Source organism: Campylobacter concisus (genome assembly GCF_902460715.1).
GTDB classification, from domain to species: Bacteria; Campylobacterota; Campylobacteria; order Campylobacterales; family Campylobacteraceae; genus Campylobacter_A; species Campylobacter_A concisus_AK.
On sequence record NZ_CABPUX010000002.1, the window covers coordinates 264,499 to 279,797 of the forward strand.

Annotated in this window: 11 protein-coding genes and 6 tRNA genes; 8 read left to right on the forward strand and 9 right to left on the reverse strand. The window is 40.1% G+C overall.

What is annotated here, in order from left to right; genetic code table 11:
• Positions 1-81: 81 nt before the first annotated feature.
• The 5 genes from F3G91_RS07200 to F3G91_RS07220 are packed head-to-tail and all read right to left on the reverse strand — an operon-like array spanning position 82 to position 6,050.
• Positions 82-1,815, reverse strand: a complete 1,734-nt coding sequence (locus F3G91_RS07200) for an ATP-binding protein (RefSeq protein WP_021086655.1) — start codon at positions 1,813-1,815, stop codon at positions 82-84.
• On the reverse strand, positions 1,815-3,482 hold the full coding sequence (locus F3G91_RS07205) for a fatty acid--CoA ligase (RefSeq protein ID WP_149701131.1): 1,668 nt from the start codon (positions 3,480-3,482) through the stop codon (positions 1,815-1,817). Before F3G91_RS07205 ends, F3G91_RS07200 begins: the two co-directional genes overlap by 1 nt.
• An 8-nt stretch (positions 3,483-3,490) precedes the next feature.
• Positions 3,491-4,735, reverse strand: a complete 1,245-nt coding sequence (locus tag F3G91_RS07210; RefSeq protein ID WP_149701132.1) for an OmpP1/FadL family transporter — start codon at positions 4,733-4,735, stop codon at positions 3,491-3,493.
• On the reverse strand, positions 4,732-5,583 hold the full coding sequence (gene nfo, locus F3G91_RS07215) for a deoxyribonuclease IV (protein ID WP_149701133.1): 852 nt from the start codon (positions 5,581-5,583) through the stop codon (positions 4,732-4,734). The genes F3G91_RS07210 and nfo overlap by 4 nt, the downstream gene beginning before the upstream one ends.
• Positions 5,580-6,050: a hypothetical protein gene (locus F3G91_RS07220; protein ID WP_149701134.1), complete on the reverse strand. Its 471-nt coding sequence runs from the start codon at positions 6,048-6,050 to the stop codon at positions 5,580-5,582. The genes nfo and F3G91_RS07220 overlap by 4 nt, the downstream gene beginning before the upstream one ends.
• Positions 6,051-6,115: 65 nt before the next feature.
• Here F3G91_RS07220 and F3G91_RS07225 point away from each other — a divergent pair.
• Positions 6,116-6,190: transfer RNA gene (locus tag F3G91_RS07225), tRNA-Glu, on the forward strand.
• 211 nt (positions 6,191-6,401) lie between these two features.
• Here the strand turns inward: F3G91_RS07225 and F3G91_RS07230 are convergent.
• Both F3G91_RS07230 and F3G91_RS07235 read right to left on the reverse strand, forming a co-directional pair.
• Positions 6,402-8,819 (reverse strand): bifunctional diguanylate cyclase/phosphodiesterase, encoded by a 2,418-nt coding sequence (locus F3G91_RS07230; RefSeq protein ID WP_149701135.1) that lies wholly within the window; start codon positions 8,817-8,819, stop codon positions 6,402-6,404.
• Complete coding sequence (locus tag F3G91_RS07235; protein WP_149701136.1) at positions 8,812-9,675, reverse strand: cytochrome-c peroxidase; 864 nt, start codon at positions 9,673-9,675, stop codon at positions 8,812-8,814. Before F3G91_RS07235 ends, F3G91_RS07230 begins: the two co-directional genes overlap by 8 nt.
• A 150-nt stretch (positions 9,676-9,825) precedes the next feature.
• Here F3G91_RS07235 and F3G91_RS07240 point away from each other — a divergent pair, with 150 nt between their 5' ends.
• From F3G91_RS07240 to F3G91_RS07270, 7 genes are all read left to right on the forward strand, one after another.
• Entirely contained in the window at positions 9,826-10,338 is a 513-nt protein-coding gene (locus tag F3G91_RS07240; RefSeq protein WP_107855957.1) for a type II secretion system protein, read from the forward strand.
• A gap of 130 nt (positions 10,339-10,468) precedes the next feature.
• A complete protein-coding gene (locus F3G91_RS07245; protein ID WP_149701137.1) occupies positions 10,469-10,939 on the forward strand; it encodes a type II secretion system protein in 471 nt (156 codons plus the stop codon).
• A 165-nt stretch (positions 10,940-11,104) separates the two neighbouring features.
• Positions 11,105-11,182 (forward strand) — tRNA-Pro (locus F3G91_RS07250).
• Positions 11,183-11,191: 9 nt separating this feature from the next.
• Positions 11,192-11,268: transfer RNA gene (locus F3G91_RS07255), tRNA-His, on the forward strand.
• Between the two features lie 6 nt (positions 11,269-11,274).
• Positions 11,275-11,351: transfer RNA gene (locus tag F3G91_RS07260), tRNA-Arg, on the forward strand.
• 13 nt (positions 11,352-11,364) lie between these two features.
• Positions 11,365-11,441, forward strand: a tRNA-Arg gene (locus F3G91_RS07265).
• Positions 11,442-11,455: 14 nt separating this feature from the next.
• Positions 11,456-11,540 (forward strand) — tRNA-Leu (locus F3G91_RS07270).
• A gap of 666 nt (positions 11,541-12,206) precedes the next feature.
• Here F3G91_RS07270 and F3G91_RS07275 read toward each other — a convergent pair.
• Both F3G91_RS07275 and F3G91_RS07280 read right to left on the reverse strand, forming a co-directional pair.
• Positions 12,207-14,648: a molybdopterin-dependent oxidoreductase gene (locus tag F3G91_RS07275; RefSeq protein WP_149701138.1), complete on the reverse strand. Its 2,442-nt coding sequence runs from the start codon at positions 14,646-14,648 to the stop codon at positions 12,207-12,209.
• 20 nt (positions 14,649-14,668) lie between these two features.
• Positions 14,669-15,238: a hypothetical protein gene (locus tag F3G91_RS07280; RefSeq protein ID WP_103639819.1), complete on the reverse strand. Its 570-nt coding sequence runs from the start codon at positions 15,236-15,238 to the stop codon at positions 14,669-14,671.
• Positions 15,239-15,299 lie beyond the last annotated feature (61 nt).

The following is a 15,299-nucleotide window of genomic DNA, read 5'->3' on the forward strand; positions in this document are numbered from 1 at the left end:
ACTTTATTGAGTGAAGCAAATTTCTTATAAAGGTCAGTGATTTTTGTAGCGTAAAATCAAATTTATAAAATAAGATAAGGCCTAAGAGCCAAATCCCATCTTTTTATCCTCGCCAAAGCTTGAGTTTAGCTCACGCTCTATCGTCGTTTTGAAGTCCTCAAAGGTAAAGATCCCATCATCTTTTATCGCCACTTTCAAAGCGGTGTTTTTTAGCGCAAGGACGATTTGTGCGCCACTTAGGTTAAACTCAGCCAGCCTTTCAACGCTAAAGCCATCTTCAAAGCTCGCATTTTCAGGCAAAATTTTACGCCAAATGGCAAGCCTGCCGTTATAATCAGGCTTTTTAAACTCGATCTTATAGTCAAACCTCCTAGAAAATGCCACATCAAGGCTTTGCAAGAAATTTGTCGTGGCGATCAGCACGCCCTCAAAGCGCTCGATCTGCTCTAAGAAGATATTTTGCATTTGATTATGCATCTTCTCAGCCCCGCTCGAGCTCTCCACTCTCGTGCTTAAAAACTGATCGGCCTCGTTTAGCAAGAGCACTGGCTCGCTGCCACTTTTTTTGCAAATTTCTTTGTAAGTATCAAAAATTTTCCTTACATTTTGCTCGCTCTCGCCGACATATTTGCTTAAAATTTTTGAGCAGTCAAAGCTTAAAATTTGCTTCTTTAGGCTCTTTGCAAGCCCAACGGCGCTCATCGTCTTGCCAGTGCCAGGCTCGCCGTAAAAGATGATCTTTGCGTCTATATTTTTCCTAGTTTTTATGCCCCAGCTACTTAGTCTAGCGAGCACTTTTTTATCGACTTGCTTTAGTATCGTGCTTAAAAGCTGCTTTGTCTTTTCGTTTAGCACGACGTCTTCTAGGCTCGTTACTGGCTCAATGAGCTCAAAAATTTCTTGCTCTTTTACTAGGCTTTCGATCTTGATTTTCTTGCTGTTTTTGTCATTTTTTGGGTGCATTATGCTTTGCAAAATTTCTTCGTTTATAAAAAAGCTCTTGCTAACGTTGCCATAAGCGTTTAAAACCTCGTCGTAGTCGATTAGAGCGCCTTCTATGAGCCTTGAGCCGTCCTCTAAAAGAGTGCGATTTTTGATGCGTTCAAGCTCGTCTTTGCTTATTAGCCCAACTAGAGTGTTTAGGTCGCGGCCGTTTTCAAAGTCGCCCGCATACTCCTCTTTTAAAAGGGCTAAAAATATGATCTGCTCTTTTTCATCAAGCGAGTTTTCTTTAAAAATTTGCTCTATTTTTAGGCTGATCTTGCTTAGTTTTACACGCTCATTTATGCGCTTTGTTAGCTCAGAAATTTGCTCGTTTATCCGCTTTTTAGCGTCATTTGAGCCACCTTCAAATATTGCAGCCTTTGAGTAAAGCTCTATCTTTAAAAACTGATCTTTTAAATACTCCAAATGATCTTCATAAGGCGCAAGCTCTGGTAAATTTATATCGGCGTTGCCATCTTCAAGTATCTTTAAAAATGTGCTAGAGAGTGAAATTTCAGAGTGAAGTAGCGAGAGTAGCCCTTGGTTAGAGCTTTTTTGCGAGTTCTCTGGCATTTTAAAGAGGCTGTAGTTTTGCACTATCCAGCCGCTATCCAGCAAGTTTTTTATAAATTTAAGGTATAAAAGCTGCTTGTCATTTTGCGTGCCAAAGACAGCTCCAAGTAGCTCAAAAACGCTCATACTAGCCGTGCCTTGCACGTAGGCTTTGCTTAGGTATTTTAAAATTTCTCCCTCTTCATCGCCGCACTTTATAAGCTCGTAAATTTTGCTTTTTTTGAGGTCTTGGTTTAGAAAATCAAGCAAATACTTCACTAAATTTTATCCTTTATCTGCTCTTTTAGCACGCGTTTTAGCACCTTGCCAGTCGCGTTTCTAGGCAGCTCCTCGGCAAAATAAATGCTTTTTGGAATTTTGAAATTTGCTAAATTTTTCTTTAGATGCTCTCTAACCGTCTTTTCATCAAGATCCATGCCATCTTTTACCTGTATGAAAGCGACGACCTCTTCGTCTGCATGCACGTCCTTTACACCGATGACTGCTGCAGCTTCGACTGCTTCAAGCTTATAGATGACCTCTTCGATCTCGCGTGGATAGATGTTTATGCCCTTTGATATGATGAGGTCTTTTTTGCGATCAACGATGTAGATAAAGCCCTCTTCATCGATCTTGCCAAGGTCCCCTGTCTTTAGCCAGCCATTTATAATGGTCTCATCAGTCACGCCTGGCATGCCGTAGTAGCCTTGCATGACGCAGTCACCTTTTACGATGATCTCGCCTATCTGCCCGACTGGTAGCTCCATCATCTCATCATCTACGATCTTGACTTCATATCCATTTAGCGCAGGACCGACGCTTAGAAGCTTTTGCTTGTCAAATAAATTTGCCGCTACGACTGGCGAGCATTCGCTAAGGCCATATCCTTCAACTAGCGTTGCACGTGGGAATTTCACTCTAAAATCATCGATCGTTTGCTTAGCAAGCGGAGCAGCGCCACTTACAAATAGCCTTATGCGGTTAAACCATCTAAAATACCAAGGAATTTTTGCCTTGCCGATGGCTGTATAGATGGCTGGGATACCCAAAAATACAGTGACTCTTTTAAGCAGCGTCTGCTTTAGCACATTTGAAAATGGAAAGACCGATCTTACAAGCACCATCGAAGCGCCTGCATATATCGGTAAAAGCACCATCGCTGTGAGCGTGAAGCTATGAAACATCGGCAAAAATACGATAAATCTATCGCTTTTTTTAACCTTAAAACGCTCGTGAGCGCCGATGACGTTTGAGAAGATATTTTTATAGCTTATCATCGCACCCTTTGGCTTGCCTGTGGTGCCTGAGGTGTAGATGATGTGCATGAGATCGTCTATTTTAGGGTATTTCGTGATGCTTAGGGTGTATTTGTGATTTAGTGCTTCGCTGAAATTTACATTTTTTACAAAGCCGTTATTTTCATAGCCCTTGCTCATATCCTCTTTTGAAATTTGTGGTGTAGAAGAGAGATAAGCGCTCTCGCCATACTCCTCATCAACGCTTACATAGTCGTCTTTTGAGGCGCTTTGAAGCTTTTTAGGCGTCTGACCGATCCAGATGATCTTTCTTAAAATCTCAAGCTCGCTAAGTGCGATTAGCTCCTTTGCAAGTGAGCTAGAGGCGAAAAGCACCCTTGCACCGCAGTCATTTAAGATATACTCAAACTCATTTGTTTTTAAAAAGGTGTTCATCGGCACCGCGACCGCTCCGATAGCCGTGATAGCAAGGTATGAGATGATAAATTCTTTCGAATTTGCCACCGCCATAGCCACTTTGTCGCCAAAATTTACTCCGCAAAGCTGCAAGTAAGCCGCCACTTTATCGACGTTTTGCTTTATTTCGTGGTATTTTAGCTTCTCTTTTTCGTCAAAGATCGCTATCTGGTTTGGATTCTGCTTTGCTACTTTGGTCAAAATTTCATAAAAATTATTATAAGAGTATTGCATTTTTAGCCCTAGAAAGAGTATTTAAATGTCATCGCAGCTATTTGAACGCTACTTGCGTCAAATTCGCCAGACATTGAGCCAGTGCCGTTGCCAGTACCATTTTTTATACCTGTCGCACGCTTTTTGTCTCGGTGCTGATAGAGATAGCCTAGTCCTAGCTCTAAATTTGGTGTAAATTTATAGTTTGCTCCAAATGAATATGCCTGAGAGGTGGTGTTTGGAAGCTCTAGGCCAGTGTGCTCGCCACTAGTTATATCCTCATCGTATGAAAAGCCAGCCATTAGCCTAAGTTTTTCATTTACGTCGTAAGCAAGGCCTATCCTATATGTGTTTGTATCTTTTGCATTTTTAACGACTGGATCGTCCATAAACATTTTAAAAGCAGGGTGGTGTGAATGAATAGCCGTCTTATCATCATATTCAAAGTCATAATCTTTAAATTTAGACCAGTAAGTCCTCTCGAAAGCAAGCAAAAGGGTAAAATCACTAAATTTATATCCAGTCGCAAGCACTAGCTGAGCAGGCAAAGGGATCTCAACTCTTGTTTTGCCATGATAGCTTATATCTGCTAGCGGCACGTTAAAATCAGCGTCAGCGCTACCTTTAAGCTCCAAATTTACCTTCGAGCGGTAAGTCACTGCAAAGCTTAGCTCATCAATTGGTCTATATGTAAGAGCGACGTTGTAGCCGTAGTTTATCCCATCGCCTTGTATCTCTCTGTAGCCAAAACGTCCAAAGTCACTTGCTATCTTGCCCTTGCTATAAACGCCTCTAGCGCCCAGAGCAATGGCAAGTTTGTCATTTATGCGGTAAGCTACGGTTGGATTTAGCTCGACAACTTGTAGTTTGAACCTCTTGCCAGTAAAAGCAGTCTCTGGATCCTCCCACGAGATGCCAACAGCAGCAGGCACGGCAAGGGCTAGTCCAAATCTCCAGTTTTCATAAATTTCTGGCGTTACAAAGCTAAATGTGCCAGCTAGTGAGTCAAATTTCTCTGAGCTGTAGCTCTTGCCATCATCGCTTTTAAAGTCGATGGAATTTATATGAAACCAACCAAGCGTGCTTTCAAAATGGTGAAGCCCGTCTAAAAACATCATATTTGCAGGGTTAAAATAAGCCGCATCAGCCCCAAAACTAAAGGCTACGTTGCTAGCAGCAAGCCCTAAAGAGTCAGCACTTTGCTCAGGGACCTTGTAGCCCCCAGCATTTAATAAAGAACACGTCGCAACAATGCTTAAAAGCACTCTTTTCATAGCTTTTCCTTTTCTAGGTTTCTTAAAATTTTGATCTCATCTTCCCAAATACTCTCGTCAATCGTCTCTAAAATCAAGGGAATTTCGCCTATTTTATCATCATTTATTATATTTTCAAAAGCGCCAAGCCCAAGCTCGCCCTTGCCAAGGCTCTCGTGCCTATCTTTTTTTGAGCCAAGCCCAAATTTAGCGTCATTTAAATGCATGCCAGATAGAAATTTATAGCCGATTATCGCGTCAAATTCGCCCATCGTCTTAGCGTAAGCTTCTTTGCTTCTTAGATCGTACCCAGCGGCAAATGCGTGGCAAGTATCGATGCAAACGCCAACTCTGCTCTCATCATCCACACGCTCGATCAAATACGCCAGCTGCGCAAAGTCAAAGCCTAAATTTGAGCCTTGTGCGGCTGTGTTTTCGATGACAAGCTTTACGCCGCTTGTTCGTTTTAGCGCTTCGTTTATGCATCTAGTGATGTTATCTAGGCACTCATTTTGGCTTATCTGCTTTAGGTGTGAGCCTGGGTGAAAATTTAAAAGCTTTAGTCCAAGCTTGCTAGCTCGCTCTATCTCATCGACAAAGGCTTCAAGGGATTTTGTCCTTGCCTCTTTTTCTGGATGGCCTAAATTTATGAGGTAGCTTGCGTGTGGCAAGACGTGATCAGCGCTTATGCCAGAGGCTTTTAAATTTGCTTTAAACTGCTCTATCTCGCTACCACTTAGCTCTTTTGCGCTCCACTGACGCTGGTTTTTTGTAAAAAGCGCAAAGGCATTTGCTCCTATTTTTGCAGCATTTATAGGTGCGTTAGATACGCCTCCAGCCGCACTTACGTGAGCCCCTATGTATCTCATTTTAACTCTTTTATTATCACTTTTATTTTATTTTTGCTGTCGATAAATTTGACGTAGTTATCGCAAACTTCGTATTTTATAAAATAAGAACTTAGATCTTGTCTAAAGCCGCACTCTGTGGCGCTTAGATCTTTGCCGTCATAAATTTTTTGCCTTTGCAAAATCTCTTCAAAAAGGCTCTCATAATGTGGCGCTAGAAAAAATTTCTCGTTAAATTCTGTCTTTTTAAAACAAGCGCTATTTACGCAAATTTTGTCCTTTATATTGATATTTGCGGTATTTACGCCAGAGCTATAAATTTGTAAATTTAGATCATTTTTATAAGTGTGAAAAAATCCAACATCATTTATCTTTATCATCGGAGAAAATAAAGTGACCTGAAAAGCTTGTGAGCTTTGCGGTGTTTTAGTCGCAACACAGCCTGAAAAAATGAGAGCAGATAATAAAACAAGTGAAAATTTCTTCAACGATTTGTCCTTTTATGTAAATTTAAGTTAAAAAGTAATATAATCCCAACTTCATAACCGACCGTGGCCCATTCGTCTAGCGGTTAGGACATCGCCCTTTCACGGCGGTAACACGAGTTCGAGTCTCGTATGGGTCACCACTTCTAAAAGACAAAATCTTATCCACATAAGCTTTAAAATCTAGTTAATCCAAATTTCAAGATTTCTAAAAACAAATTCCTAAATTTTCGTTTTGTAAAAAGAGATCAAATTTCACGTCTAGCAAAATTTAAAAAAGAGGTTTCGCACGAGTATAAAAGCAAAAAGCAGTTAAATTTAGTTTTTTATAGGCTCTAAATTAACTGCTTAAATTTACATCTGATGTGGCTTGCCTAGTAAAAATCCCTGCGCGTATGAAATTCCAAATTTCTTTATATATTCTAAAATTTCTTCGTTGCTCACAAACTCAGCCACTATCTTATAGCCTTGTCTTCTAGCAAAGCTCACGATAGTCTCAACCAAAACCCTTGCGTTTTCATCGGTTGGTAGCTTTTTGATGATCGAGCCATCTATCTTGATGTTATCTATATCAAGCTCTAAAATTCGGTAGTAGTTAGAGTAGCCAGAGCCAAAGTCGTCGATTGAGATTTTACATCCATATTTTTTAGCTCTTTTTATAAATTCATTTGCCATGCCGTAGTCGCTAAGCTCTTCGCTCTCTAGCATCTCAAAGCAAACTCTACTAGGATCTGGACAGCTCTCTAGCTTTTCATCTAAAATTTCTCTAACACCAGGATCAGTTAGATCCGAGCTTGAGAGGTTGATAGAAAATGTATAGTCTGGATATTTTTTCACTAGATCAAAGGCTAGAGCGATCACCTTTTTTGTTATCTGAAGGTAAAGTTGTGTTTTCATCGCGATCTCTAAAAACTCGCCTGGGTAGCGGATCTTGCCATTTTGATCGACTATGCGCACCAAAACTTCGTAGTATTTTGCCTCTGTTTCATTTTCATGCACGTTAAAAATTCCCTGACACTCGACTATCACCTTGTCGTTTTCTAGAGCGTACTCGATGAGTTCGGTTATGAGTTGGTTTTTATAGTATCTCATCTCGATCGCGTCGTTTTCTAGGTAGTAGTAGATCTCGTTGCCGCTATCGCTTGCTTGTTGATTAGCTAGGATTGACTGCATTAGACGGTTTGTTTGCGGTGTGTCATTTGATAAGGATACGCCAAGAGTTATCTTGATACCAGGTAGGTTTTCAAATTTACCATCTATCTCGATGTTCATCCTGCTAAAGTTAAAATACTCTTTTATAAAGCCGATATCTCTAACGATGTCATCGCCTTGATACCAGATGTAAAACGCATCATCTTGAAATCTAAATAGTTCAGCATTTATAGAGTAGGTATCAACACAGAGTTTTAGTGTATTTGCCACCGCTTTTAACATAGCGTCAATAACCTTTGTCTGGTAGAAAAATCTTAGCATCTTGTAGTTTTTGATGCTTATGCTGATCACAATTCCATCTTTTTTCGCCTCTATCATCTCAGTCAGAGCAAAATAGTTTCCAAAGCCAGTTAGCTTGTCGATTGAGGATTGAATTTTTATCTGCTCATTTTTTTGAGTTAGCTCTTTAAGCATGCTAAGTTCTTTTGTCCTATCAAGCTTTATAGCCATGTAGCCCTCTAGCTTGCCCTCAAAGAAAAATGGCGCAAAACGCACCTTTTCATAGAGCAGTTTGCCACTTTTTGTTCTGCTTATCAGCTCGTCGCTTTCCCAAGAAGTATGCTTATTTATGGCATTTCTTATCTCAGCGTAAAAGCTCTCTGGGTGCATATTTGATTTTAAAATTTTAGGGCTTTTTCCGATAACGTCTTTTAGTTTATAACCAGTTTTTGCCTCAAAGGTTTTATTTACATATAAAATTTTATTGTTATTGTCACAAAAGACTATAGAGCTGTGTCCAGCATCCACTGTCGTTTTTAGAAGTTTTATCTGTTTTTGCTGCTTAGCTAGTACCCTTGCTTGATAAAAAGTTAAAGCGCAAAATAGCACAAAGCTGATAAAACAAAGCACTTGCATTATTACTATATTTCGTATCATTATTTTGTAAGAGGCTAGGGTATCATCTCTAAATTTTCTTAGTGTTTCTCCAAGTTTTAGATCAACAGAGTCTTGAGCTACGGCACTTAGGTTTTTTGCAAATTCAAGTGCGTAAGTTGCCTTATTTAGCACCAAGATCGCTTTTGTGTCGTTTTTGTAAGTATCTTTATATTTTTCTATCTGCTCTTTTGTTTGATTTAGCGTTTCAGGGCTGATTAGGGCTGAGCTTTTTATCGCGTGAAATATCACATTAAGCGCATCTAGCTTCTTCTCTGATGCTATTTCAAACTCACCTGATAAGATATAAGCAGCCATTGACGAGCTAGCGTAGTTTGACCTATCTACAAGCCTTTGTTTTTTTAAAAAGTCGTCGTTTATGACCTTTAAAGTTTTGGCATTTTTCTCTTGGTAAAAGACCTGTATGATCGCGTTTAGCTCATCAAGCTTGGTTAAATTTTGATCAAAACTCCTTAAATTTTTATTTACATCGTCGTAGTTTAAGCGAAGTACGTTGTTTTCTAGGGTGAAGCTTAGCTCATTATCTAGTAAGATAAGACTTAAGATCGTATCGTTAAATTTACTAACAGCAGTAACTGCTTTATTTGCCATGTAGATATAGGTTGAGCTAAAGCAAAAGATGATTGCTAGGACGATTAAGATGATATTTGCTTGTCTTTTATTCATTTAGTATCCTAGGTCTGCGTCCATTTAGCGTTAGCAAAAATTTATAAATTTGCCCTATCTCTTCGCTATTTAGTGTATGGATTAGTTGATGATAGCTCACAAAGCCTATGACTTCTTTTAGATCACTCATTTCGCCACTGCTTAGATATGGAGCCGTTCTTGCTACATTTCTAAGCGAAGGCACTCGCATGAGGCGTCTGCTCTCACTTGCATCTTTTAAGCCCACATTTTGCATCAAATTTCCACCTAAATTTCTACCATTGTGGCAAGCCACACAGCCTACTTTATTAAAGAGCTCAAAGCCCTTTTTTGCCTCAGCGTTTATGGAGTCGTCATTGCCAGCTAGATACTCATCAAATGGCGAATCTATGCTTAAAATAGCCTTTTCAAATTCTGCCAAAGCACCTACTATATTTTCATAGTTTATGCCATCACTATATGCATCATTAAATAAAATCCCATACTCGCCTATGCTTTTTATCTTTTTTACTATCTCATCTTTGTTTGAATTTAGCTCATTTCTAGAATTTATCGACTCTTTTACCTGATCTTTTAAGCTTCTTACCCTGCCATCAGTAAAAAATAGAAAATTTAAAGCCGAATTTAGCACGCTAGGTGGGTTTATAACGCCTTTTTGGCTGGTGTAAGATGAGTTTGTACCACTTAAATTCCAGTATAAGTTGTGGCAAGTTTCGCATGAGTAGTTTTCAGTGGTGCTTAGCCTTTTGTCAAAAAAGAGCTTTTTGCCGATGTAGGCTTGTTTTTCGTCATATTTTGATGAAAGCACTGGCTCAAATGATGAATTTGCGCTCAAAATACAAAAAGATACTACCATCCAAAATAAAACTTTTTTCATAAAATCTCCATATTCTTGAGCGTCATTATAGCGGAATTCTTTTTCATAACTACCAAATCGGCTAAATTGTAAAAAATTTAGTTTTTATTTGTCTTTTGAAAAAAATGTTGTATAATCCGCGAAAAATTACACAAATTTCAAGGAGGAACCATGAAAAAAGGTTTTACAATGATCGAGTTGATCTTCGTGATCGTGATTTTAGGCATATTAGCCACAGTCGCTATACCAAAACTAGCTGCAACAAGGGATGATGCAGAGATAGCTAAAACTGCTACAAACATATCAACTTTACTAAGTGATATCGGTACATATTATACTTCGCAAGGTAAATTTGCTGATGATATCAGCACAATGACAAACGTACCATTAGAAGTTGATGGAACTAATAAAAAAATTGGTCAGATGACAGTTGCTAGTAAAAAATGTATAAAATTTACTTTAGCTGGGCCTGTAACAGACGCTGGTGATACCAAAGGAAAACCTGCTGTTATAAAAGTCGAGGATGGAGCGGATAGTGCCGCTGGTCTTTGCCCTAAGGTACTAAGCAGTAGTGCTGTTACAAAAATAAAAACTAGTAAATTTAAATTTGTAAATGCTTCTGGCGTTGAGAAAGAAAGTGCGGCAGGTGAGTATCCAGTTAGCGGTCTTAGCGTAGCTTTCTAATTTTTCAAACTCAAACTTCTTGGCAAGGAAATTCCTTGCCATCTCTCTTTAAATTTCACTTAAAAATTTATTTTTCATTTATAAAAAATCTAGCTATAATCTCCCAACTTCAAATTTCAAGGATGAAGTGGTGAAAAAAGCTTTTACAATGATCGAGCCAATTTTTGTAATAGCCATTATGGGAATACTGGCCGCTGTTATCATCTCTAAGATAAATGCCACAAGAGAGGACGCTAAGCTTACAAAAGTCATGTCAGAGATAGCAGTCGCCATTCAAGACATAAATGCCTACTATATATCAGAAGGTAAGCTAGCTATTGATACTACAAACAATAAAGTTAAATTTAAAGAGATGACAAATGCTGGGGTTGTAGATAGCTCTGGTGATCTTGGCTTTTTTGCCAAAAACGAAAGGTGCATTTCATTAAAATTCTTTGCTGCAGACCAAAGCTACTTAGGAGTAGATATCAGCGAGCAAGGCCTATGTAAAAAGCTTTGGGAAGCTCCAGAATTTAAGCGCTTTAGCCAGACCATGATAAAGCCAGCACAAGGAGCATTGCCAGCTCATATCAGCTTTAGCGCTGTTCGCATCGTTTTTTAGCTAGATATTTTTCAAAAAGCTTTAAAGTCTGAAATTTACACTTAATTCTTGAAACTTTATAAAAATAAAGTCCAAAACTAATTTTTTCTTGACAACAATAACATTTTTAGATACAATGCGACTTTTTAATGAGGTAGTGGCATAAACTTACAAACACGACTCAGGCGGGGTGTAGCGCAGTCTGGTTAGCGCATCTGGTTTGGGACCAGAGGGCCGAAGGTTCGAATCCTTTCACCCCGACCATGTTAAATGGTGAGTGTAGCTCAGTCGGTTAGAGCATCAGATTGTGGTCCTGAGGGTCGTGGGTTCGATTCCCATCACTCACCCCATTTTGGGCGCTCGTAGCTCAATTGGATAGAGCGACAGACTTCGGATCTGTAGGTTATGGGTTCGACTCCTATCGGGCGCGCCACTTAAAACTTTATGCGCTCATAGCTCAGCTGGATAGAGCAACGGCCTTCTAAGCCGTAGGCCTCAGGTTCGAATCCTGATGGGCGTACCACTTATTATTGTTGTGCGGATGTGGTGAAATTGGCAGACACGCCAGACTTAGGATCTGGTGCCCCACGGCGTGGAGGTTCAAGTCCTCTCATCCGCACCATCTTTTTTAAACTCCATCTTTAAAACTTCAGAAACTCGATTTTCATTTGAATTTATCAAATTTATTTTGTGAATTCGGTAAAAATATCCATTTATTAAATGATCCGTATCAAATTTATAGACTCAAAATTTCAAATTAACAATTAAATTTTGAACCATTTGCAAGCAATAATCTCGTGTATATTTGGCAACGCTGCGATATTGGTTGTAGGCGAGGCGCTGTTGGTAAATTTAACTTTAGAGCTTCAAAACACAAAAAATTGTGGCTTAAATTTAGAAAACCGAGATACTTAAAGAGTAAAAGAGATGAAATTTGTAATAGAAGCAATAAATTTAAGCTATTAGAAAAGTATATTTCTTTTGTGGTGGTAGTTGTGCTGATATTTTCCCACCAAATTTAACTACAAAATCAAATAATCTAGAAATTTACGATCAAATTTAAGTCGCTTCGGGCTTGGATTTAAATTCTTGCTACCAAATTTATTAGCCAAAGTGATAACTAAATTTGAACTGCCCGAGAAATTTGCTCAGCAAGTAGCTTGTTTAAATATTTTTGTTTTTAGAAGCTAGAAATTTATTGTGGTTGAAACTTTAGCTATTTGCAGATTTAAAGCAGCACATATACGTCAAATTTAGCCCCCAAGCGAGGGCTAAATTTATATAAATTCTACAAAGATTGCGTAATTTTTGGTTTAGAAAATGCAGTGATCGGCTTGATCTCGCCTTTATATTTTTCCAAATTTGCAAGGATTGTGTGTCCGCAGTTGCTTTGAGCGATGCTAGATGTACCTTTGTCGCGAGTTAGGACGTTTATGCAGCCATGCTTACAAAGGCTCTTCTCGCCTAGCACTTCAGGGTCGTACCACGCACCCTCGCAGATGGCGATGACGTGCTCTGGTATGATGTCGGTGACTAGCGCGCCAACCAAAATTTCGCCCCTGTCGTTAAATACTCTCACCACGTCGCCAGTTGCGATGCCTTTTGCTTTGGCGTCATTTACGTTTATTAGCATTGGCTCGCGCGCGCATACTTCAGCGTAGTTTCTGATTATTGAGTTATTTAGCTGTGAGTGGAGGCGGTATCTTGAGTGTGGGGTTGTGACGCTAAATGGATACTTTTTGGCTTTTTCGCTACCAAGCCACTCAAATGGCTCGATCCAAGCAGCGTGCGGCGCAAAGTCTTTGTAGCCAAATTTAGCGATAGTTGGAGAGTAGAGCTCTATCTTGCCAGATGGCGTGCCTAGGCGGTTTTTGTGAGGATTTTCTCTAAAAGCACTAAGCCTTGTGTAGTATCTGCTCGCTTCGTCATCTTGCTCAAATCTAACATATCCCTCTTTCCAAAACTCATCAAAGCTTGGCATCTTGACATTTATGCCCTTAGCTTGCTCGGCTGCGTCTGCGTAAAATTCTTTCGCCCAGCCAAGCTCATCTTTGCCCTCTGTAAAGACCTCTTCTCTGCCCCAGCGTTTGCAGATTTGTGAGCAGATCCAGTAATCACTCCTGCTCTCGCCCATAGGCTCTACGACAGGCTTGTAAGCTACGATGTACTCGTTAGTAGGCACGCTTTGGTTGATGTCATTTCTCTCGACTTCGAGGGCTACTGGCAAGACGATGTCGCTTAGTTTTGCTGTGCTTGTCCAAAATGGCTCAGCGGTTATTACGGTGTCAAATTTACGCCACGCTTTTACGGCGTTATTTACATCCTGATGTCTTGTAAACATCGATCCAGACGCCATGTAAGCCACTCTCATGTGTGGTAGCTTGATCTTTGAGCCGTCATAGTCTATCTCTTTGCCAGGGTTTTGCAAAGCCTCGATCGATCTTGAAGATGGGATGGTGACGTTTTTAAATTTCTTCCAAGGAGCGCCATCTACGTTGTCGTATTTCTCGCTGATGCTGGTGCTGATGCCTTTTAGTGACGGAGCGATCTTGTCTGTAGCGCCATTTGAGTGGTAGAGGTTAAACTCAAACCCAAGACCCTCTTTGCCAATCTGACCTAGCATCGCACTAAGTGTTACGATGCCCCAAAAGCCCATCTCGCCGTGATCTTGTCTTTGAAGTGACCTGCCTGCGATGATGACGCTTGGCTCTTTCGCAAGCGCTGTTGCAAATTTAGCGATATCTTCGGCTTTTACGCCACAAATTTTGCTCGCCCAGTTGATATCTTTGACCACTTTGTCGGTTGTGCCAAGTAGGTAGTCTTTAAATTTATTAAAGCCAACTGTGTATTTTTTGATAAATTCTTCGTCATAAAGCTTGTTTTCATATAGATAGTGGCACATGCCAAGCATCATTGCTACGTCGGTATTTGGACGAACGATGATAGCTTCAGAGTCAAGGTATCTTGTGGTGTCGTTTTTAAAGACGCAAACGCTATAAGTTTTTATGCCTGCCTCTTTTATCTTTTTGATGCCAAGATAGCCATCATGTGTTGGTGGCTGCCATGAAATTTGATCAGTTACAAGTGGGTCAGTGCCCCAAAATACAACATTTTTAGCGTTTTTAGCGATAGCCTCCCACTTTGTCGGAGCATCATAAACGGCGCTGTTGCCTAGGACGTGAAGCATGATAACAAGGCCAGCACCCGTTGAGTAGTCGCCGCTCTCTTCTACATATCCGCCAAGCACTTTTAGCATCCTGTGACCAACAGTCCTACCCCAGCTGATCTTGCCGCTACCGCCCCACCAGTAGCACTCGCCGTAGATGCTCTCAGGGCCATACTTATCAAAATTTTCTTTTAAGGCTTTTGCTGCTAGATCAAGGGCAGTATCCCAGCTAACGCGCACAAATTCCTCTTTGCCACGAAGCTCGCTCTTTGCTGCGCCTTTTGCTTTTAGATAGCTCTTTCTCACGTATGGATAGAGCACGCGGCTCTCGTTTTGGATGAGGTCTGGCAAGCTGTTGTTCATGGTATTTGGAAATTTATCGCCCTCAAATGGACCTACTGAGACGATTTGGTTTGAGTTGGTATTTGCCCAAAATAGGCCAAATCTATTTGCGCCAAAGGTCTTGCTTTGATCAAAGATGGTCTTTGTCACGCCCTCTATCTTGTTTGCCTGCGCTGCTGTGGCAGCAAGTGCAGAAAATTTTATAAAATCTCGTCTTTTCATATTTTCTCCCTTATGAAAATTTATTTTACTTTTTTGGCATTGTGTTGTAGGTATTTAAGCACTAAATTTAGATCAGTTTCATCAAGTGCAACAAATTTCGCATCGACCATGCCAGCTAAATTTGCTGGCCACTGAGCGGCTGTGAAGCTGTTTGGTTCGTGCAGTCTGTGACATGCTGAGCAGGTCTCTTCGTAAATTTTCTTAGCCTTTGCATAAAGCTCTTTTTGGTTGCCACCAAGCGCGTCATTTGGCACTTCATAAAGCCCATCAACTTGGTACCAAACCTCGCCGTAGTCATCTTCAAGATCTTTTACTTTTTTGAAATTTGCCTCGCTCTCGTCATCAAAAGCTACAAAAACTTCAGGATCTTCTACACTTCTTTGAAGCTGAGCCAAGTAGTTTGCCGACGCTACACCACTAACCTTGATCTTGCTCGTTTTATCGCCTTTTTCAACGACTTCAACTGGCGTTAAAACCTCGATCTTACCGATCATCTTGCCATCAAGTGTTATGTTCGCATCTTTTGCGATCACATCAGCACCAAAGGCAAGACTACATACTAGCACTGGGGCTAAAAATAGCATTTTCATTTGACAATCCTTAAAAAAAGAAATTAAATGAATTTTATAACCATCACGCTTAAAATTATAT